Source organism: Brevibacillus sp. JNUCC-41 (assembly GCF_014844095.1).
GTDB lineage: Bacteria > Bacillota > Bacilli > Bacillales > DSM-1321 > Peribacillus > Peribacillus aracenensis.
Genome location: NZ_CP062163.1, coordinates 646,258 through 664,416 on the forward strand (window position 1 = coordinate 646,258; position 18,159 = coordinate 664,416).

Here is an 18,159-nt window from a genome sequence, read left to right on the forward strand (position 1 = left end):
GCAATCATTGCTTTTCGTCCTTTTCATTGTGTAAATGTGGAATATCTCCATAAATGGTTGGCCGTAGGATGCGCCATCATTTCAAGCCCTTTGTTTTCCGCTAAGTGCAGGGATTCCCAGTTCTGTTCATCTGCCTCCTTTAGGTAGACCTCGTGATGCGGTGCCTGATCATGATAGCCGGCTATATTGATTTCGCCATTTCGGTAAAAGGTCCCGATCACTTTATAATCCACGGCAGGAGAAATGATGATTGGGTTGCCTACGGAGTGTGTCAGCTGAATCGTCGTTTTCTCATGATTGGATAATATGCGCTTCACTACAATGGCTTCATCAGAGGCCACTCCTTCTTCAAGGAAATCCCCATCATGATTGTAGGCCTCACTTTTCCCGACTGCTTTGGTACATTCAATCTCGGCTTCACTTTCCTTTTCGTGAATGTACACATCGACCCTAGTCCGGAAACGGGATGATTCAGGATCAAACCAGCGGTTGTCTCCTTTAAAATAGGGAACCTTTGAGGCAAGATTGGGGTTCTTCAGCCAACCTTCCGGTAAAAAGGTGGAATAGCGCAGTTGCCAATTTCTTTTCTTTTTACCATCCGCGTCGTTTTCAACTGAATGCAAAAGTTGTTTTACAGGTCCTATCTTTTTTGTATTCGTTATTTCCTCGATCGCTGCCTGTGCTTGGGATGAACCTTTTTTTACGGCTCCGACAATACTCGCTACAAGGGATTTCACGGCATAGGACTCCTGCTCTGAACGCGGAAGGGGCCGCTTTGCTTTAATGGTATATGTGTATTCCTGCTCATCACTAATACCCCGGTCACTGAAGGAACATCCACCCACTTTCCCAATATCCACGCCGTTTCGGTAAACCCGATACTCTTTTATTCCCTTGATGGGCTCCCATTCCAGGCTGGCTTGGCCTTTCGCGACAATCGTGGTGAATACCAAATCCAAAAGGATATTATCCTCTTTTTTATTCTCAGCGGTCGTTGATGTCTGTATTTTCATCCTGTTCACTGTCTGCTTTTTTTCATTCAAGCTATCTATCGTGTACGTATAGATGGTTCCTGGAGTCAGTCCCTGATCTGCCATCCTTGGCTCCGGGCCGCTGTAAATCAGCTCTTGCCCCCTGAATGCCCGATAGAAACCACCTTCATCTGGCCACATAAGCTTTATGGAATCTTCATTCCGTTCGATCTTACACATCAATGAAGCCGTTTTGAATACCTCTTGATGCTTCCTCTTATTGGAAATGAGATAAGCGATGCCTGCAAGACCAAGAGCAAGCAATGAATGCCGTGCAGTGAATGTAACTCCGCCTACTTTTAAACGGGGAAATGAATAATGGACAATCAACTTCTTCATCACCTCTTTCTATTCCAGGTGTTATTTCTTTACCCACTTTAATTTCCAAGCACACTTTGTAATGTGCTGTGAAGGGGATTTCCATGTGATGGCATAAAAAACCGAGGGAATGGTTCCTCCCTCGGTTTTTTATGAGTTTCCTCGATTATATTTTAACGGCGGCTTTTTTCCCCGCCTTTGCGTCCTGCTTCTTCACGGCTCATTTTTCCATCATCGGAACCATCTCGTTGATTGGCCCGTGCCTCTCCGCCTTTTTCGCCGATCTCCTGATAGAATTCCTTATCATGATTTTCGGATGTCGCTTCTCCGCCTTTTTGGCCAATCTCTTGATAGAATTCCTTATCATGATTTTCGGATGTTGCTTCTCCGCCTTTTTGGCCAATCTCTTGATAGAATTCCTTATCATGATTTTCGGATGTTGCTTCTCCGCCTTTTTGACCAATCTCTTGATAGAATTCCTTATCATGATTTCCGGATGTCGCTTCTCCGCCTTTTTGGCCAATCTCTTGATAGAATTCCTTATCATGATTTTTCGCTGTTGTTTCTCCACCCTTACGGCCTGCTTCTTCACGACTCATTTTATCATTGTTGTTAGTCATTAAAAATTCCTCCTTATTATTCGGATTTTCATTGAACTAGCTACAGATGCCATGTACCCGTTTGAACAGCTATAAAACTAGAATCAGCTAAATGCTTCAGATCGCTTCCTTTATTTAGCGGCGACTTCTTTCTCCGCCAATGCGTCCTGTTTCTTCCTTGCTCATTTTTCAATCATCGGACCCATCACGTTGATCGCCTCGAGCCTCTCCGCCCTTTTTGCCAATTTCCTGATAGAATTCCTTATCATGATTTTCGGAAGTGGCCTCTCCGCCTTTTTGACCAATCTCTTGGAAAAATTCCTTATCATGTTTTTTTGCTGTTGCTTCCCCGCCTTTGCGGCCAGCTTCTTCCCTGCTCATTTTTTCATTGTTGTTAGTCATTAAAACTCCTCCTTATTGTTTGGGATTTTTGATGAACTAGCTACAGTTTTATGTATACCCGATAGTTTTGATATGAAACTAGAATCTATTAAAACTTTACCATTTAAAAGGAAAAGCATCATGAATGATATCACCCATGATGCTTCCCTCTTATCCTTAACCTGACTTGGGAATCCCTTCTCGCAGGCGATCTGGCAGCTCTACAAGGGTTTCATTCAAAGTATCCAATTTCGTTTCAATCCTATGAAGCAAATAAAGGGTGACGATGATCGGGAACCCAATATCACTGACAAATGGCAGGATTTGATCCACTTTTTATTCACCTCACTTCCAGGGTGTCCAACAAGTCCCTTGCATCAGATAAGTTCCACTTCCTCGACATTCCGCTCGACAAGGCGCGCCGCCTTCAAATCGACGAAATCTCCGGAAGATGTAACGAACACGTTCCCCGCAATGATTTTTTCCATTGCCAGTTTAACCGTATTTACCTCGACCGGCTCCTTCGGATTATCAACGGAAATCGTCGCTGATTTTCCTTCCTCCGTAACGAAAATCAATTCCAGTACTTTAGCCATTTCAAATCACCTCCCCCTCGTACGACATCAAAACCGTTTAGCCTATCAATGAATACGTATCCACCCGGGTCACTTCACCCATTGGATAATTCTGCACACTTGCGATTGAAACAGCTGCCGAAAACAACTGATCCGCCGTCGCCTCGACCTTGATGTTCGAAAATGCCCTCCGCTTGAAAACGAGAGCCCCTTTTTCATTTAACCCCGTCTCAAAATCGATCCGCAACGTACTTGAAACTGGAATCTGACTTGCCATATCACTCACCCCCTTTCACACTCTATATAAACTTTTATGGGATGAAAGTAGCATGGTCCTGAAATTTTTCAGGGAAACGAATAAAAAGCTCCCCATCATTCGGGTAGCTCCATAAAATCCATATTTTTACTATTTTTTCAAGAAATCTCTTAAAACATTTTTTACCGAAATTTTAATTCTTAATGTCTTCTCTTACTAAAAAATCTTCCTCGATTATTGGCGGTTTTTCTACAAAATTAATTCTTCTCATTACTCGTTGTATTACTCTCGGAAAAAAAACTATCTCTCCTCTCCCTCCATTATTCGGACAATTACTTTGGCATACAAGGATAAAAGGATATTGCCGATAGCAAGCAGGTATTTTATTGACTTCATTATTGAAAGGTATAGGGAAGATTGAAAATGCGAATTCGTTGTTGCCGCTAAAAGCCGTCCTGTGTTTGCTTCATAAATCCAAATGCCGTTTTTGCTATTCAGCTTATTTTCCCTTTGAATGATTTTTTTATAACTGATTTTTTGGTGCGAAGATAAATGGCATTTGGCTTTAAATGGCACGTCATGTTCGTCTTTTCTGGGAAATAATAATCACGAAAGGATGTGGATGTGGAATGTCATTAGAATGGTTTGACAGAGTTAGCGGGGAATTGCAGGATCATCTTCAATCAATTTGTGAGAAATACGATCGTAATGGCAGTATGATCGTGGAGCGCGGGTCGAAGCATCCACGGATCGAGTTTTATACAGAGCTGGATGACAATGAGAGGGATTATTTTTCCACGCTGTTTTTTGATCCGTATAATGAAGAATTTTATATGGAATCGTTCGAGCCGGATTTAGGGCAGATCAGCAAGGTCATCCTTTCAGACATTGAAGATATCGTCGATGCTGTCCACGAGAGCTTCCATAACTATTTGGAAGAGGATGATGATGATTACGAATATGATATGGATGATGAAAATGATGATTTGTATGATCCGGACGGCGAGGATTCCGATATATACGAAATCGATGTAGAATGGGAAACACCTGAAGTGACCGCCTATATCCAGGATAATGAAGTGGAGGTCACCTACCAATTCGGTATCGTTCAGGAAACAGGTGATGGTGTGCTCAAACGGATCAACCGGATTCGGACAGCGGATGATGACCTGATAAAGGATGAAACGAATTTCATTTTCAGCAAGGAAGAAGCAAGCACGATCATCGCCATGATCGCCAGTCATATGGATTCACTTAGTGAAATGGAATAAAAAAACCAACAAAACCTTGTCCATGAACATCATGGACAAGGTTTTATCATATAAGAATCAGTTCATATACCTCTGATAATTGCGTGACTCGTTCCGTATCACTCGCTTCCTTCGCATGCTTGATTTCCTTAGGAAGAATATGGTTAAGGAGGCTGGCTTCCCTTCCGGATAGATTATTGACGAGTTCTTCTTCAGAATGAAATTGCCCGCTTTTGATTTTATTATAAATGTCCTGTGCTTCAGGATATTGGTCCGTATAGTTAGATAATATCTCACGTAAGTAACCAATCGTACGATCCATTAAACCATCCCTCTCAAATTTTTTCTTACATGCTATACCTTCCCCCATTTTTTGATGATAAATTCCTAAAAAAAAGATATCCAAGTCAATGGATACCCCTAATCAGTCTTCCTCCCAAAACAAATCATCCAATGTACGCGATAATGCTTTACAAATACCGACACACAAACTTAAGGAGGGATTATACTTTCCTGATTCAATCAATCCTATCGTTTGCCTGGAAACGCCGACAATCTTGGCCAGTTCATCTTGTGACAAGTCCTTTTCTACTCTCGCAAGCTTCAGTTTCAAATTTTTCAAAGGAAGGCACCTACAATTTCTTATTATCTTCGCTATTTTTCATTCCGACTTTCTTCGCAAGCAAGTATATACCGCCAAAAAACAAAAGTAAAATCGGTAAATAGATCATAACGGACACAAACGATACCAATACAAAATACCATACGCCTTGGGAACTGCCATCCGCATAGGATACAGCACTATTCACCCCCATGATTATAGCGATGATGAGTGCAAAAATAACCGACCCAAGAATCGTCTTCCTGCTCATCGGCGTTTTGCTTGTGCGGTCATGCATCTCCACTTCATCCCAGAATACACCTAAGAAAATGGAACGAGCTAAGTAATACAGCCCTCCTGCAACAAGGATCACGAATTCCAAATATAACTCCCCGCTGCCTGCACCATATTTATATAGTTTGAAAAGTGCACTCACCAGGCAAATGGCCAAGATGACGTGGTACATTTCTTTATAAATTTTATTTCTTACATGCTCAACCCGCTCATCCGTAATTTTTTTCGTCCGTTTAAATAATCCCATCATCAATCGACCTCCATTTAATTCCACCGCTTACCCATATTATATGATTTATTTTACTTTTTGCAACATATATATTACATTTTATAATTTATAAATTGCAAAAAGTATAAAAAAAAGGTACCCACACATCAAGTGTGGATACCTCACTAGCCTTATTTATGGTTTTACTCGTCAGTTTTGGGGATTTACTCGTGAATTTCAGGCATTTACTCGTGAGTTTTAGAGTTTTACTCGTGAATTTCAAGGTTTTACTCGTGAATTCATCATTTCTTATAAATATGAATTCCCTAAAGAATTTTGATCATTTAGTCAATTACTCTTCATTAAGATGATAGCAAAGTTGAACAACGCCAGAGGAAAATCTTTTTGTATCAACCAGTTTTAGATTCAATCTCTCCTTCATATCTATAAACAGAGGTTTTCCTTCCCCTAAAACAACAGGGTGAACAGATAACCTAAATTCATCAACCAGCCCAAGTCTTATAAAAGATGTAATAAGACTTGCCCCGCCATAAAGCCAAATGTCTTTACCGGGCTTTTTCTTTAATTCATTTACTTCTTCAACAATATGATCATTTATGATCGTCACTTTATCATCATTGCTTTTTTTTGTTTGGGAAAACATGAATTTTTCTTTGCCATGAACTAAATTCCACATTTCTTTTTCAGTATCAGATACCTCATTTTCTGGAGTATATTGTCCCCATAATTCATAGCTTTTTCTTCCATAAAAAATAGTATCAATTTGATTCAAGAAATCCGTGAACCCCATTTCAGGGTCCATAATGCACCAGTCAATTTCTCCTTTCGGCCCTTCAATAAAGCCATCTAAAGTAACTGCCAAATCTAAAATTATTCTTCTTGGTCTTTCGTTAATGGTCATACTTTTAGCTCCTTCTTCTTATAGAATGTCCCATATGGTTTCGACCGCTCAGCGAGATACTTGCCCCTGACCGATGCGGGACAATACCTAATGCTTGTAAGCATTCATTCTTCCGTTTCGCTTACATGTAGTTTTATATTACAACTTCAATCATAGCATTAAAAGATTGTATCAAAAATGAAGGAGACTCGCGATGAAAGCAATGGTATGCACAAAATACGGTTCACCCGATGTACTGGAACTCCAAGAGCTGGCAAAACCAACGCCCAAGGACAACGAAGTTCTGGTAAAGGTTCATGCGGCAACAGTGGCTTCAGGGGACATAAGAGTCCGTAGTTTTAATAGCCCCTTCTTATTATGGCTGCCGATGCGGATCTTCCTGGGTCTTAGAAAACCGCGAAAACCGGTACTCGGAGTGGAACTGGCCGGGGAGATAGAGGAAACGGGAAGAAATGTAAAAAAATTTAAAAAAGGCGACCAGATTTTTGCCATGACTGGAATGAATTTCGGGGCTCATGCCGAATACACATGTTTACCAGAAGACGGGCCGATCGCAATGAAGCCTGCCAATGTGACCTATGAGGAAGCGGCCGCCGTTTCTTTTGGAGGAACGACAGCCCTTCATTTTTTCAGAAAAGGCAAGATCCAGGACGGACAAAAGGTCCTCATCTACGGTGCATCCGGGTCGGTAGGTACTTCAGCCGTACAGCTTGCCAAATACTTTGGAACAGAAGTTACCGGAGTATGCAGTGCCGCTAATTTTGAATTGGTGAAATCATTGGGAGCAGATGAGGTAATTGATTATACGGAAGAGGATTTCACGGAAAGACAAGAGCGATATGACATCATCTTTGATGCAGTCGGGAAAAGCTCGAAAGCCGCTTGCAAGAAAGCACTGACCCCGAACGGGCGATACGTGTCCGTCGAAGGGCAAGGAATAGCAAAGGTACTTACGGAAGATTTATTACTCCTAAAGGAGCTAATCGAAACTGGAAAAATAAAATCAGTCATTGATAAACGCTACCCGCTGGAACAGCTTCCCGAGGCTCATAGATATGTAGAACAAGGACATAAAAAGGGAAATGTAGTGATAACCTTGGTTGATCATGGTAGACCCTGAAATAACCTACTTCGATGTCATTATGCAGGAAGTGTTGAAACTTCTTCCAGCATTAAACGTATATGGAAGATATATAAACATTCCTGGAGGACTCAATGAATATAGATGCAATCGTACGATTAGTTTTCATGTTAGGGATTCCGGCCTTCATGATGTGGCGGGGTTATAAAAAGATGTCAGAAGAAGAACGAAATGATGTGAAGACCGATTTTACGAGTAAGCGTTTTATCTCTACAATTGGTTTAGTGGCACTCAGTCTACTATTCTTTTTGCTTGAACCAATTTTTGAAATGACTTGGATGAAGAGGATTGGCGCTGTATTTCTATTTATCGGAATAATGGTGAGCATTGTTTTGACATGGGTAGATGCCCCCTTAAAAAGGAAGGCAGTGCTAAAAATTATCACTTTATTAATCGCCCTGTCTATCATGTTATGGGCGAATTATTAAATAGTACAGCCCTCTGCACCTATTCTTCTATCCTGTTATCATTTTTCTCCCAGTTTGATTTCATAAATCTAATAAACTATTAAGAAAACATAGTCTTGTAATCATGGATCGGGATGAGCCATTCCGCCCCCTCCAGACGATAACCAAATGGGAAGAAAAGTCAGTTTACCTATAGTTTTTTTATTAAAAAAACGCTTCAGTTGATTGGAGCGGGTGTTCGAGACTCCTGCGGGAAAAACGCGTCTAGGGGAGACCCCGCAGAAAGCGAGTACCCTACGTTCCAATCAATGTTATTATCGAATTACACCTTTTAAACACGAACATTAAATTATATTTATATTTTAACGTTCACTTTTTTTATTGATTATCTATTATTTGTTTGTTATATTAGCAAAGTAATAATCGTAATTTACTCGTATATGCTCGGAAATATGGTCTGAGCGTTTCTACCTGGTTCCCGGTGAAAGAACTAGACTACGAGTTAAAGTATTCGGCTGCCCGCTTTCTTGAGCAGCAAATGATTTAGCATGATAATCATTTTGCTTAATCAACTTTACTTTGACTATCGTAGGTCTAGAAGACAGAAATCATTCTGCCGTTCTGGACCTTTTTCTATGACCGCAACTGCGAGTGTATCAAACAATCGAATAATATGTTTTAAGGAGAAATTATATGAGAAAAAACATGTTTAAAAAGTACACGATATTAGGAATCATCACATTACTTTTCGTATCGGTGATTGCAGCATGCAGCTCTGCTTCCAAAAATGAAACGGTCGAAAAAAAGACTCAAAGGCCTATCATGATCCAAGGTCCAATGCCCATCGAAGCTGAAAATTTCGCGAAAAGGTTAAAAAATGTTAAAGAAGAAAAATCAGGAGATTTTGTATTTTACATTGGAACGTTAGACAATTATCCTGTAATCGTTGCAAAAACAGGAAAAGGGATGGAAAACACAGCTGCCGCTACAGCATTGGCCATTGAAAGATATAACCCTATTGCCATCATCAATCAAGGGACATCAGGCGGACATGATCCAAACTTAAACGTTTTTGATATCGTTTTAGGAAAAAGAACGGTAAACCTAGGTTCATTGAAAACGGCAGATAAAACTGAAAACCAAGGAATTGATCCAACCATTTGGAAACCGATGGACCTAATGGCTTCTGAAGGAAGTGCAGGAGAAGATCCTAACGCTGAAAAGCCACGCTTCTACGAGGGAGATAAGGATTTACTCGCTGCTGCTCATGCAGTTAAAGATACTTACACAAAAGGTAAGGTTGTCGATGGCACGATCGGTTCTGCAGACGTTTGGAATAATGAAGTGGATCGGATTAAGTGGTTCCATACGAAATATGGTACATCTGTTGAGGAAATGGAAGGAGCTTCGGCTGCCCAAATCGCCAAAGCTTACGATGTTCCCTTCTTAGGTATACGAGTGCTATCCAATAATAAAGTGAATGGCGGTAAATATAACCCGAATACAGCAGCAGCCAATCAAGAATATGTTTATGAAGTAGTCAAAAAATATATCTCCACGATGCCAAGCAAATAAGGCCGGCCCGTAAGCATACTATAATGAAATAAAGAAGAGCACATATTATATACGATAATATGTGCTCTTCTTTTATTCGCTGAGGGCTGTGCCCGATTCTTCCTCCTTGCAAAGTAATAGGCTGAGGTTATTCAGCGTATAGAGTCTAGCGGTAAAAATGAATAAATCGCTGTAGTTGTTTTCAACGTACTCTTCAATGATCCCCATCCCTTTCCTGAATCTATCAACTAATAAATGCGTGTAGTTTTCATCCCATGTAAACCGATTGATTCGTTTTAGTTCATCTGCCAATACTTGAAACTTGAACTCCTCGACAAGAAGCTTCAATTGATACAATTTATCTCTATTTAAACAAAAGCAATTATTTTCATTTTCATGATTTTCCCTGACGAATGTAATGAAACCATTTATATTATCAGCCAGCATATTCGCTATTCGCATCTCGAAGTTCATTTCTAACATCCCCTCAATGTCTGGAATCTATATGAAGAGTGTATGATTTGAAATGATATTTTAACACCAACAATTAATTCTTTTAAGATAGATTCCTTTATTTCGCCTATGCATTTCCTACTATGATAGATTTCAAACAAAAAAATTGCCCCCATTCTTTCCAAGGGGACAATCACTTTTTCGTTATCACATCGAATCCAGAACCAAAGAAATAAGCAGGCCGGCGGCGGCGAAAATGCCCGTCATCGGTCCTCCGTCTTCATATGCTTCAGGCATCATCGTCGAGGCAATCATGGCGATGATTCCGCCGCCTGCAAATGCCGCCATCGCTGCCAGGATATAGTCCGGGGCATGATCGAGGAATAGATAGCCCGACATTGAGGAAAGTGCCGAAATGAGCAATACGGATAACCACAGCAGCATGATTTTCTTCTTGGAATAATCACTTTTGAGCAGACCTGTTGTACTTGAGAGCCCTTCCGGAATATTAGAGATGAAGATGGCAATGACCAATAGCCAGCTTACCGAGCCGCCGCTTATTAAGCTGGCGCCAATCATGATCGACTCCGGTATGGCATCCATCACCGTCCCGATGAAAATGGCTAGGCCTGCTTCCTTCGTAGAGCTATTATTGGACCGTTTCCTTTTATCTGCACCTTTTTTGGAAATAAGAAAATCCAAGGCGGTAAATACGGCGGCCCCTGTTATGAATCCGATCCCCGTCGCCCAGATTCCTCCATCACTCACCGAATCAGCAAGCAGCTCATATGCCGCTGCACCGATCAATACACCCGTACCAAAAGCCATAATATAGCCAATGATGTTTTTCTTTATCGGAATGAAGATGGCGGCTAATGCGCCAAGCAGGACAGCAGAACCCGAAACCCCTCCCCAAAAGACCGCATTCCACATAGAGTTCCCCCATTTCCTTTTTATAGGATAGTGTACCCTGGTAGATGCTGGGGTAAACAAGGGGCTGCTTTTTGTAAATTCCAGCAAAAAAAAGCAGTTATATTCGCTGCCTTATATGACTGATATTTGCGGTTTTCCTTCTTCTCTTTCACTAACCTTTTCAATTTTATCGACAAACATTTGAAAAACCTTTCTCTTTTCTTCCAGCTCTTTTATTGATTCTTTCAATTCATTCAATTTTTGTTCAAAAGGTTTATGATAGAGCTCGCGGATATTTCGAATGATTTCATCATTTATAGTGGATTGTACAACTTGTTTGGTAATATTGAACTTATAGGAATAAACCTGAAGATCACGCTTAACTTCTTCATACTCTTTTTCTATCCCATTTAACACATCACTGATTTCTTCATTCCATTCCACTAAAGCCTTTTTCACATGTTCCTCCACCTTTATTCCCCCTCTTTAACAACAAAAAATTCATTTCCATAAAAACTTATTTTATCAAAACTTCATTTCGGTTTCTTTTCGGCTAAGTTACTTAACATATAAGTTTCATTAAAAACAGATAACAGCGAGTTACGAAACACTTTTGAAAAATGACATAGAATGAAACATGACAACTATAACCTATGGAGGTGTTCAGAATGATTCATATAGTTAAACCAGGTGAAACACTGACACAGATTTCCAGGGACTATCGAAAACCGCTATCGGCAATCATCACTGCTAACCCGAACATAAATCCAAATGTCATTTATCCTGGTCAACCCATCATGATTCCTGGTTTTCCCCCTCCTGATACCATACCATTTAGAATCGATGTGTCCGTTAACAATCATAATCTAAGGCTGCTAAAAAATGGAGTCCTGCAAAAACAATATCCAATCGCTGTTGGAAGAATGCTATTCGGTACACCAGTAGGACAATTCATCATCATTAATAAAGTCCCAAACCCCGGAGGCCCATTCGGTACAATGTGGATGAGTTTATCAAAAGAACACTATGGCATTCATGGAACGAATGATCCCAGCTCGATCGGTAGAGCTGTCTCAAAGGGCTGTATTCGCATGCATAATCGGGACGTGGAGGAATTATCAAGGATCGTTCCAATCGGGACACCGGTCACGATTCATCCTTAATGTATTAAACCTGGATACTTTTTTCATTCAAAAAAAGGCAGGGATTTCCCCTGCCATTTCTATCAATTCATATTTATCGGCCAATAATAAAATACTAGTGTAACCATGATGATCATGACGCCGCTGATCATCAAATAGGTTGGGTATCTGCGGGTGATGTTCATTTCTTTTTGCTCGTCTATTTCAAATGGGGTTTGAAGGATATTTGCTTGAAACTCCCTTTCTTCGATGGAGATCGTTCCATACTTGGAGCCAATGATGAGTGCACCTATGCTTAAGATTAAGCCTATGATGACAGGATTGAAGTAAACGGGAAGGCTTATTCCGAACATGCCGAGGCTTTCTCCGAGAATCACGCCAAAGAAGCCGAACACGATGCTCCAAAAGGCTCCTTCTTTCGTTACCTTCTTTGAAAATACGCTTGATATGGCAATCGGTCCCCATGATGCCGCAAATAATGTTGCCGCAAAGTAGCCGATCCACATGACGGCTGGCGGCTGGAACAATCCAATGAATAAGATGATCAAGCTGATCACGACCATGGAAATGCGGCTGGCCCGTAATAGATGTTGATCGGTGTATTCCTTTTTCCGGGATTGTTCCATGATATCCCTTGTTATACTGCTTCCTATTATTTGCAGGAAGCTCGAACAGGATGATAATGCCGCAGCCATGATGCCGCTAACGATGATGACTCCAAGCCATGTCGGGACAATATTCATCGCTGCCCAAATGAATACCTTTTCCGTCGGTGCGATATCCGCTTTAATGGTGGTGATTGTCGATATGCTGATATGGAGGAAAAAATAGACGGTCAAAATGGATATCGTTGCCCATACGCCGGCCCGGATGGCTACGTGTTCATTCTTAGCCATCAAATATCGGCTGCTTTGCCATGGACTCACTGCAATGACAATGCCCCAGACCAAGCCCATGATGACTGCCCAGGCCAACGCTTCCCAAGGAGTGCCCATCGTTGCGCCAGGTCCGGTAATGCCATGCCAGCTTAATAAATCAGGCCGTTCGGCCAGGTTTGCCGCTTTAGTAACGGCATCAGGGAAACCGCCTGCTGATTTGATAATATAAGGAAAGCTAATATACGTTGCGATCGAGAATAAAAAGAACATCACGGTATCATTCACCATGACCCCCTTCGCACCTGAGAGAATAGTAAAGGATGAATACACGACCCACATGATCACCAGGGCTATTGGATAGGAAACCCCGGAAACCTCGGCCAATAAAACGGCTGCCCCTTGGGTAACGGCAACTAAGTATGCTGCGATTCCGAGAATCGTCGTGATGGCAGCTGCCAGGCGGACCTTCTTGGAACGAAAGCGGTTACCAAAAAATTCAGGAACCGTCAATGATTTGCTTCTTCTTAAATACCTGCCAAACAGGAATACCCCGAAAATATAGCCGCTTGCATTAAAAATAACGAGAATAAGCAGCAGGATCGGATACCCTTCATAGGAAAACCCCGCTTCTCCCATGAAAGATACCGTACTTAGGAAAGAGGCAACAAGCGTACCGGTTATCATCAATGTGTTTCCGCTCCGTCCAGAAACATAATACTCCTCTGAGCTTTTCACTTTCCTGAATAAGAAAATGCCGATCGAGACATATACACAAAAGGATACGATAATACCAAGCAGAAAGGCCACTTACATCCCCACCTTTTCAATCGGATCTTTTGCTTTTATCTCTTCTTGACTTCTTTTCATTTTCACTAGAAACACCTTTGTGATCCACCCCATGACAATTAAGGAACCCCCATAACTTAAAGAGAAAATCAACTCGCCCATTTTTTGACCCCCTTATCAAAATAGAAATAATCAATAGTTAAATATGCAATATCCATACCAAGTTTTTGAATATTCAGATTTCAACGGAGGCAAATTTATTAATCGTCATGATGGCTAAATTGATACTTGCCTAGTTTGCGCATGATCGTCGTTTGGCTGACCTCCAGGGCCTTGGCCATTTTTCGGGTTGATTTATAGGTGGAAAGGGCCTGGGACAATAATTGCTTTTCCGTTTCCTCTAACGCTTTTTTTAAGGGAATGATTCCTGTTAAATTGACTAGTGCCGTATCTTTGTAGGTTAAGTCGGAAGGCAAATCCTCTATCGTTACGATAGGTTTCCTGGCCGTCACGACAATCTGTTCAATTACATTTTCCAATTCCCGAACATTGCCCGGGTAATCCTGCAGCTGCAGAATTAACTTCGAATGATCATCGATCGCGATGGATTGACCGTACTTTTCATTGAATTTCTTCAGAAAATAATCGGTTAATAATAGAATATCTTCCTTCCGCTCACGCAGCTGCGGTATTTCCATCGGAACGACATGCAGCCGATAATAGAGATCTTCGCGGAACTGATTATTTTTGATCATTTGCTTCAAGTCTTTATTTGTAGCGGAGATGATGCGGATATTCACCTTTTTCTCCTTCGTTCCTCCCACCTTCATGAACGTTCTGTCCTGGACCAGATGGAGAATTTTCACTTGAATGTCGAGCGGCATTTCCCCGATTTCATCAAGAAACAGCGTACCGCCATCAGCACTCTCAACAAGCCCTTGTTTCCCATGCTTATTGGCTCCCGTGAATGCACCGCTTTCGTAGCCAAACAGCTCGGATTCGATTAATGCCGATGGAATCGCGCCGCAATTCACTTGAATGAATTTCTTATCCTTTCTGCTGCTAAGATCATGAATGACCCTTGCTAATACGCCTTTCCCGACTCCGGTTTCACCATGGATGAAGATCGATGAATCCATCGGTGCGACTTTTTCAGCTAGTTCCAAAACCTTTATCATCTTATCCGAATTTGTAATGAAGTTATTGAACGAAACGGTTCTCGAATTCTCATGCCGGGCTCGCTGGTTCCGAAGGTTCACTCTGTTCAATTGACTCTTCATCTCAACCAATTCGGTGATATCCCTGGAATTCGAAACGATTCTATATAAGTTCCCCTCCTCATCAAAAATCGGCTTCGCTGTGCTGAATACAGTCAGCCCATGCGGATACGTTTGCTCCGCTGAATGGATCGCTTTCGTTTTCATGGTCTTTAATGTAACCGAATTGACGATCAGCCCCTTTTCAACTAACTCTTTAATGTTCTTATTAATAAAGGCCTCCGGCGGCAGCCCTGTAAGCTTCTTACACGCTTCACTCACGAATAACGTGTCCCCGTTGGCATCGGTCACGAAAATTTCATCATAGCTGGAATCCAGGATTTGCGTCAGCTCTTTGACCTTCTTTCTTGTCACCTCAAGCTCTTCATGTAGTGATTCATTTAAGCTTATTAAGCTCTTAATCTTCTGTTTAAGCAGAATTTCCCTGGCTTCAGTGATCGGATAGCATCTATATTGGTTATCGCCATATTGAATCACAAAATCATAGGTGCACATATCCTCTTCACTTAGCTTATCTAAATCCTCCACAACGACAAACGATGTATTCAGATAAGCCGTGATTTCTTGATCATGACCCTCACTATCCAATCTCTTCAAAAAGAAACCTTCCTCTAATATGCCGAGGATTTCCAAGTGATTTTTCATGACAATAAAAGGAGAAGAATTGATTTTCAGTAAGGATTTTATATCCAAAATGGAAATATCGGAAAATACAATTAGTGATTCTTTTTTTACTTCCGTATCCACACAATCACCCCATAATTTGATATCGAACCGATTTTGTTACACTTTTTGGGGCGGCAAAGAAATAAGCGCCCCTCTCATTAGCAACGAATGTCCATATACCAACCAAATTTAAAGCTGAACCTTTTATGAATCACCACTTTTCAAAAAAGGTTCAGTTATCTATATATAAAATACTAGATTCATGGGCCATACCCTCTTTATCAAAGTAAAAAAACGATTAATCATCACCATTCCCCGAACGGCATGATTATTGCATATTGAACCTGTATAGGGATAGGTAGAGGGCGATTGGTGCCCTCTATACTCTCATTCTATCTAACATTAGGGAGTGGTCATGATCATGGCTCAATTCAAGAATCTATTTACTCATTTAACGATCGGTTCGACTGAATTAAAAAACCGAATCTTAAGTACAGCACATCAAACAAATCATGTCACGGACGGAATCCCCACTTCGGATATGGTCGCCTATCATGAAGCCCGTGCTAAAGGGGGCGTCGGATTGATCATCCTTGAAGCGGCATCCGTACACCCATCCGGCATGCTTACGTCCAAAACGATTGCCGGATATGATCAAAGAATCGTCGATGCCTACAAAGAGATTTCCGAAACGCTCCATAAGTATGGAACGAAGGTTTTCTCGCAGCTATTTCATGGCGGACGGGAAGTCGTATCGAGCGACTACCGAAATGCGGCATGGGCGCCATCAGCCGTTCCCAGCCTTCGCTTCGGTGTCATGCCAAAGCCAATGAGTTTAGAAGATATTGAAGGAGTGATTGAAGGGTTCGCCCATTCAGCACAGCTGGCAAAGGAAGGCGGACTTGATGGAGTCGAAATTTGCTGTTCACATGGATATCTTCCTGCCCAGTTTTGGTCGGTGCATACAAATAAACGCACCGATAACTACGGCGGATCGTTTGAAAATCGGATGCGATTCATTGTGGAAATATTGGAGAAAGTATGGGATAGAGTCGGAGAAGACTTTACCGTCGGCATTCGCATGAGTTCGGATGAACTGACGATGGACGGGACAACGATGAAGGATTCCGTGCAAATCGTCGAATATCTCGCGGAAAAAGTCCGATTGGATTTCATCAATGTCACGGCCGGAGATTCAAGTACCTTCGAGGGATCAACACATATCGTACCGCCATCACCGATAAAGCACGCATACCTATCTGCACATGGATTCAAAATCAGGATGGCGGGAGCCGTACCGGTCTTTGTCGGCAATCGAATCGTCGACCCCGTTGAAGCGGAACAGATCGTATCCACCGGAAAAGCCGATGTAGTAGGAATGACCAGGGCCTTAATCGTCGACCCTGACATGCCCAACAAAGCAAAAAACGGCGACCTTCAAGCAATCGACGCATGCATAGGCTGTTTACAGGCCTGTATAGGTCACTATCATAAAGGACTGCCGATCGGCTGTGTCCAAAACCCAACAACAGGTAAAGAAGCATGGATATTACCAGAATTAAAGAAAACGAGAAACAAACAAAATGTCCTCGTCATCGGCGCCGGACCTGGCGGATTACAGGCAGCCATAACCGCGGATTCACTAGGTCATTCCGTTACACTGATCGATCAAAGCAAATCAATCGGCGGCCTGCTCCGCACCATGCGCAAAGCACCGATGCGGCATGAACTGGCAGAATCGATGCTCGATAACTATTCCCGGAAATTAATGAGAAGCAATATAAATATACAATTAGAAAAGACTGCCACCGTCCAAGAAATATCCGAAGCGAAACCAGACGCCATCATATGTGCAACCGGCTCACGGCCCTATACACCAGCCATCGAAGGAATCAATGACCCACGGATCATCATGAGTGATGACCTCTACAGCTCAACAAAAAAAGTCGGGGACAACGTACTCGTATTCGACTTCGGCGGTGACTGGCCTGGCATGGAAGCAGCCATCTATCTAGCCGAAAAAGGCCATGGAGTCACACTCATATCATCAAGACTGCACATCGGTGAAACCGTCCACCAATATCTCAGGAATGAATACCTAAAAAAACTATACAACCTAAACGTCAAACTCCTGCCCCACTACGACATCGGGGCAATCAAAGAAGATCACGTCATTATCCGGAATCTGTTCACCCAACAAAAAGAAGAACTAACAGATTGGGACTCCATCGTCCTCTCCCTTGGCCGCATTCCCAACACAGAACTATTCGAAGAGATGAAAGGCCATGCGCCTGTTGTGAAACAGATTGGGGATTGTCTTGGACCGCGTACTATTGAGGAAGCTACGCATGAGGGGATGATGAGTGTGTTAGGTTTATAAAAAGAGAAGAGACATCCTTTGGGGGATGTCTCTTCTCTGATTATATAGGTATGGCACGACCTATTTTATTCTTACCTTTTTTTAATATTGAGCACTTTCCAAATAAATATTAACCAAAGTATAATACA

Annotated in this window: 22 protein-coding genes and 1 riboswitch; of the genes, 6 read left to right on the forward strand and 16 right to left on the reverse strand. The window is 41.8% G+C overall.

Annotation, left to right across the window (positions count from 1 at the left end; all coding sequences use genetic code 11):
• Positions 1 to 23 precede the first annotated feature (23 nt).
• The 6 genes from JNUCC41_RS03160 to JNUCC41_RS03185 all read right to left on the reverse strand — a co-directional run bounded on the left by JNUCC41_RS03160 (position 24) and on the right by JNUCC41_RS03185 (position 3,181).
• Positions 24 to 1,370 (reverse strand): DUF3238 domain-containing protein, encoded by a 1,347-nt coding sequence (locus JNUCC41_RS03160; protein WP_192206338.1) that lies wholly within the window; start codon positions 1,368 to 1,370, stop codon positions 24 to 26.
• A gap of 152 nt (positions 1,371 to 1,522) precedes the next feature.
• On the reverse strand, positions 1,523 to 1,969 hold the full coding sequence (gsiB, locus tag JNUCC41_RS03165) for a glucose starvation-inducible protein GsiB (protein WP_192206339.1): 447 nt from the start codon (positions 1,967 to 1,969) through the stop codon (positions 1,523 to 1,525).
• Positions 1,970 to 2,137: 168 nt separating this feature from the next.
• Positions 2,138 to 2,350, reverse strand: coding sequence for a KGG domain-containing protein (locus JNUCC41_RS03170; protein ID WP_192206340.1), 213 nt, complete (start codon positions 2,348 to 2,350; stop codon positions 2,138 to 2,140).
• A gap of 156 nt (positions 2,351 to 2,506) precedes the next feature.
• Positions 2,507 to 2,662, reverse strand: coding sequence for a YvrJ family protein (locus JNUCC41_RS03175; protein ID WP_057913045.1), 156 nt, complete (start codon positions 2,660 to 2,662; stop codon positions 2,507 to 2,509).
• 44 nt (positions 2,663 to 2,706) lie between these two features.
• Positions 2,707 to 2,925, reverse strand: coding sequence for a DUF2922 domain-containing protein (locus JNUCC41_RS03180; RefSeq protein ID WP_053536155.1), 219 nt, complete (start codon positions 2,923 to 2,925; stop codon positions 2,707 to 2,709).
• Between the two features lie 37 nt (positions 2,926 to 2,962).
• On the reverse strand, positions 2,963 to 3,181 hold the full coding sequence (locus JNUCC41_RS03185; protein ID WP_192206341.1) for a DUF1659 domain-containing protein: 219 nt from the start codon (positions 3,179 to 3,181) through the stop codon (positions 2,963 to 2,965).
• Between the two features lie 608 nt (positions 3,182 to 3,789).
• On the opposite strand from JNUCC41_RS03185, the gene JNUCC41_RS03190 reads away from it, so the two are divergent.
• Positions 3,790 to 4,431 carry a hypothetical protein gene (locus tag JNUCC41_RS03190; RefSeq protein WP_192206342.1) on the forward strand — a complete coding sequence of 214 codons (642 nt, stop codon included), beginning with the start codon at positions 3,790 to 3,792 and terminating at the stop codon, positions 4,429 to 4,431.
• A gap of 46 nt (positions 4,432 to 4,477) precedes the next feature.
• On the opposite strand, the gene JNUCC41_RS03195 is transcribed toward JNUCC41_RS03190, so the two are convergent.
• The 4 genes from JNUCC41_RS03195 to JNUCC41_RS03210 all read right to left on the reverse strand — a co-directional run bounded on the left by JNUCC41_RS03195 (position 4,478) and on the right by JNUCC41_RS03210 (position 6,435).
• The gene (locus JNUCC41_RS03195; protein WP_192206343.1) at positions 4,478 to 4,732 is read right to left on the reverse strand and encodes a sporulation protein; all 255 of its coding nucleotides are present in this window, start codon (positions 4,730 to 4,732) and stop codon (positions 4,478 to 4,480) included.
• A 102-nt stretch (positions 4,733 to 4,834) separates the two neighbouring features.
• Positions 4,835 to 5,032 carry a helix-turn-helix transcriptional regulator gene (locus JNUCC41_RS03200; protein ID WP_192206344.1) on the reverse strand — a complete coding sequence of 66 codons (198 nt, stop codon included), beginning with the start codon at positions 5,030 to 5,032 and terminating at the stop codon, positions 4,835 to 4,837.
• A gap of 10 nt (positions 5,033 to 5,042) precedes the next feature.
• Positions 5,043 to 5,555, reverse strand: a complete 513-nt coding sequence (locus tag JNUCC41_RS03205) for a DUF6773 family protein (protein WP_192206345.1) — start codon at positions 5,553 to 5,555, stop codon at positions 5,043 to 5,045.
• Positions 5,556 to 5,865: 310 nt separating this feature from the next.
• Positions 5,866 to 6,435 (reverse strand): dihydrofolate reductase family protein, encoded by a 570-nt coding sequence (locus tag JNUCC41_RS03210; RefSeq protein WP_192206346.1) that lies wholly within the window; start codon positions 6,433 to 6,435, stop codon positions 5,866 to 5,868.
• 193 nt (positions 6,436 to 6,628) lie between these two features.
• Here JNUCC41_RS03210 and JNUCC41_RS03215 point away from each other — a divergent pair, with 193 nt between their 5' ends.
• The 3 genes from JNUCC41_RS03215 to JNUCC41_RS03225 all read left to right on the forward strand — a co-directional run bounded on the left by JNUCC41_RS03215 (position 6,629) and on the right by JNUCC41_RS03225 (position 9,558).
• The gene (locus tag JNUCC41_RS03215; protein ID WP_192206347.1) at positions 6,629 to 7,555 is read left to right on the forward strand and encodes an NAD(P)-dependent alcohol dehydrogenase; all 927 of its coding nucleotides are present in this window, start codon (positions 6,629 to 6,631) and stop codon (positions 7,553 to 7,555) included.
• 95 nt (positions 7,556 to 7,650) lie between these two features.
• A complete protein-coding gene (locus tag JNUCC41_RS03220) occupies positions 7,651 to 8,004 on the forward strand; it encodes a hypothetical protein (protein WP_192206348.1) in 354 nt (117 codons plus the stop codon).
• A gap of 393 nt (positions 8,005 to 8,397) precedes the next feature.
• Positions 8,398 to 8,501, forward strand: a riboswitch (purine riboswitch).
• A 175-nt stretch (positions 8,502 to 8,676) separates the two neighbouring features.
• Complete coding sequence (locus tag JNUCC41_RS03225) at positions 8,677 to 9,558, forward strand: 5'-methylthioadenosine/S-adenosylhomocysteine nucleosidase (RefSeq protein ID WP_192206349.1); 882 nt, start codon at positions 8,677 to 8,679, stop codon at positions 9,556 to 9,558.
• A gap of 72 nt (positions 9,559 to 9,630) precedes the next feature.
• On the opposite strand, the gene JNUCC41_RS03230 is transcribed toward JNUCC41_RS03225, so the two are convergent.
• The 3 genes from JNUCC41_RS03230 to JNUCC41_RS03240 form a co-directional block, all read right to left on the reverse strand.
• A complete protein-coding gene (locus JNUCC41_RS03230) occupies positions 9,631 to 10,011 on the reverse strand; it encodes a hypothetical protein (RefSeq protein ID WP_192206350.1) in 381 nt (126 codons plus the stop codon).
• Positions 10,012 to 10,197: 186 nt separating this feature from the next.
• Positions 10,198 to 10,923 (reverse strand): ZIP family metal transporter, encoded by a 726-nt coding sequence (locus JNUCC41_RS03235; RefSeq protein ID WP_192206351.1) that lies wholly within the window; start codon positions 10,921 to 10,923, stop codon positions 10,198 to 10,200.
• Between the two features lie 111 nt (positions 10,924 to 11,034).
• Positions 11,035 to 11,373: a hypothetical protein gene (locus tag JNUCC41_RS03240; protein ID WP_057276953.1), complete on the reverse strand. Its 339-nt coding sequence runs from the start codon at positions 11,371 to 11,373 to the stop codon at positions 11,035 to 11,037.
• A 197-nt stretch (positions 11,374 to 11,570) separates the two neighbouring features.
• On the opposite strand from JNUCC41_RS03240, the gene JNUCC41_RS03245 reads away from it, so the two are divergent.
• A complete protein-coding gene (locus JNUCC41_RS03245) occupies positions 11,571 to 12,065 on the forward strand; it encodes a L,D-transpeptidase family protein (protein WP_192206352.1) in 495 nt (164 codons plus the stop codon).
• 62 nt (positions 12,066 to 12,127) lie between these two features.
• Here JNUCC41_RS03245 and JNUCC41_RS03250 read toward each other — a convergent pair whose 3' ends face one another.
• The 3 genes from JNUCC41_RS03250 to JNUCC41_RS03260 all read right to left on the reverse strand — a co-directional run bounded on the left by JNUCC41_RS03250 (position 12,128) and on the right by JNUCC41_RS03260 (position 15,732).
• Entirely contained in the window at positions 12,128 to 13,729 is a 1,602-nt protein-coding gene (locus tag JNUCC41_RS03250) for a sodium:solute symporter family protein (protein ID WP_192206353.1), read from the reverse strand.
• Positions 13,730 to 13,870 carry a hypothetical protein gene (locus JNUCC41_RS03255; protein WP_181762236.1) on the reverse strand — a complete coding sequence of 47 codons (141 nt, stop codon included), beginning with the start codon at positions 13,868 to 13,870 and terminating at the stop codon, positions 13,730 to 13,732.
• Between the two features lie 98 nt (positions 13,871 to 13,968).
• Positions 13,969 to 15,732, reverse strand: a complete 1,764-nt coding sequence (locus tag JNUCC41_RS03260) for a sigma-54 interaction domain-containing protein (protein WP_192206354.1) — start codon at positions 15,730 to 15,732, stop codon at positions 13,969 to 13,971.
• Positions 15,733 to 16,072: 340 nt separating this feature from the next.
• Between JNUCC41_RS03260 and JNUCC41_RS03265 the strand changes: the two genes are divergently transcribed.
• Positions 16,073 to 18,031 carry an oxidoreductase gene (locus tag JNUCC41_RS03265; RefSeq protein WP_192206355.1) on the forward strand — a complete coding sequence of 653 codons (1,959 nt, stop codon included), beginning with the start codon at positions 16,073 to 16,075 and terminating at the stop codon, positions 18,029 to 18,031.
• Positions 18,032 to 18,159: the final 128 nt, after the last annotated feature.

Bases quoted from the DNA above. Each gene is read 5' to 3' on its own strand.
- JNUCC41_RS03215 (WP_192206347.1), top strand. From the start codon at position 6,629: ATGAAAGCAATGGTATGCACAAAATACGGTTCACCCGATGTACTGGAA.
- JNUCC41_RS03220 (WP_192206348.1), top strand. From the start codon at position 7,651: ATGAATATAGATGCAATCGTACGATTAGTTTTCATGTTAGGGATTCCG.
- JNUCC41_RS03160 (WP_192206338.1), bottom strand. From the start codon at position 1,370: ATGAAGAAGTTGATTGTCCATTATTCATTTCCCCGTTTAAAAGTAGGC.
- JNUCC41_RS03190 (WP_192206342.1), top strand. From the start codon at position 3,790: ATGTCATTAGAATGGTTTGACAGAGTTAGCGGGGAATTGCAGGATCAT.
- JNUCC41_RS03265 (WP_192206355.1), top strand. From the start codon at position 16,073: ATGGCTCAATTCAAGAATCTATTTACTCATTTAACGATCGGTTCGACT.
- JNUCC41_RS03210 (WP_192206346.1), bottom strand. From the start codon at position 6,435: ATGACCATTAACGAAAGACCAAGAAGAATAATTTTAGATTTGGCAGTT.
- JNUCC41_RS03245 (WP_192206352.1), top strand. From the start codon at position 11,571: ATGATTCATATAGTTAAACCAGGTGAAACACTGACACAGATTTCCAGG.
- JNUCC41_RS03205 (WP_192206345.1), bottom strand. From the start codon at position 5,555: ATGATGGGATTATTTAAACGGACGAAAAAAATTACGGATGAGCGGGTT.
- JNUCC41_RS03195 (WP_192206343.1), bottom strand. From the start codon at position 4,732: ATGGATCGTACGATTGGTTACTTACGTGAGATATTATCTAACTATACG.
- JNUCC41_RS03170 (WP_192206340.1), bottom strand. From the start codon at position 2,350: ATGACTAACAACAATGAAAAAATGAGCAGGGAAGAAGCTGGCCGCAAA.
- JNUCC41_RS03185 (WP_192206341.1), bottom strand. From the start codon at position 3,181: ATGGCAAGTCAGATTCCAGTTTCAAGTACGTTGCGGATCGATTTTGAG.
- JNUCC41_RS03235 (WP_192206351.1), bottom strand. From the start codon at position 10,923: ATGTGGAATGCGGTCTTTTGGGGAGGGGTTTCGGGTTCTGCTGTCCTG.
- JNUCC41_RS03225 (WP_192206349.1), top strand. From the start codon at position 8,677: ATGAGAAAAAACATGTTTAAAAAGTACACGATATTAGGAATCATCACA.
- JNUCC41_RS03255 (WP_181762236.1), bottom strand. From the start codon at position 13,870: ATGGGCGAGTTGATTTTCTCTTTAAGTTATGGGGGTTCCTTAATTGTC.
- JNUCC41_RS03230 (WP_192206350.1), bottom strand. From the start codon at position 10,011: ATGAACTTCGAGATGCGAATAGCGAATATGCTGGCTGATAATATAAAT.
- gsiB (WP_192206339.1), bottom strand. From the start codon at position 1,969: ATGACTAACAACAATGATAAAATGAGTCGTGAAGAAGCAGGCCGTAAG.
- JNUCC41_RS03180 (WP_053536155.1), bottom strand. From the start codon at position 2,925: ATGGCTAAAGTACTGGAATTGATTTTCGTTACGGAGGAAGGAAAATCA.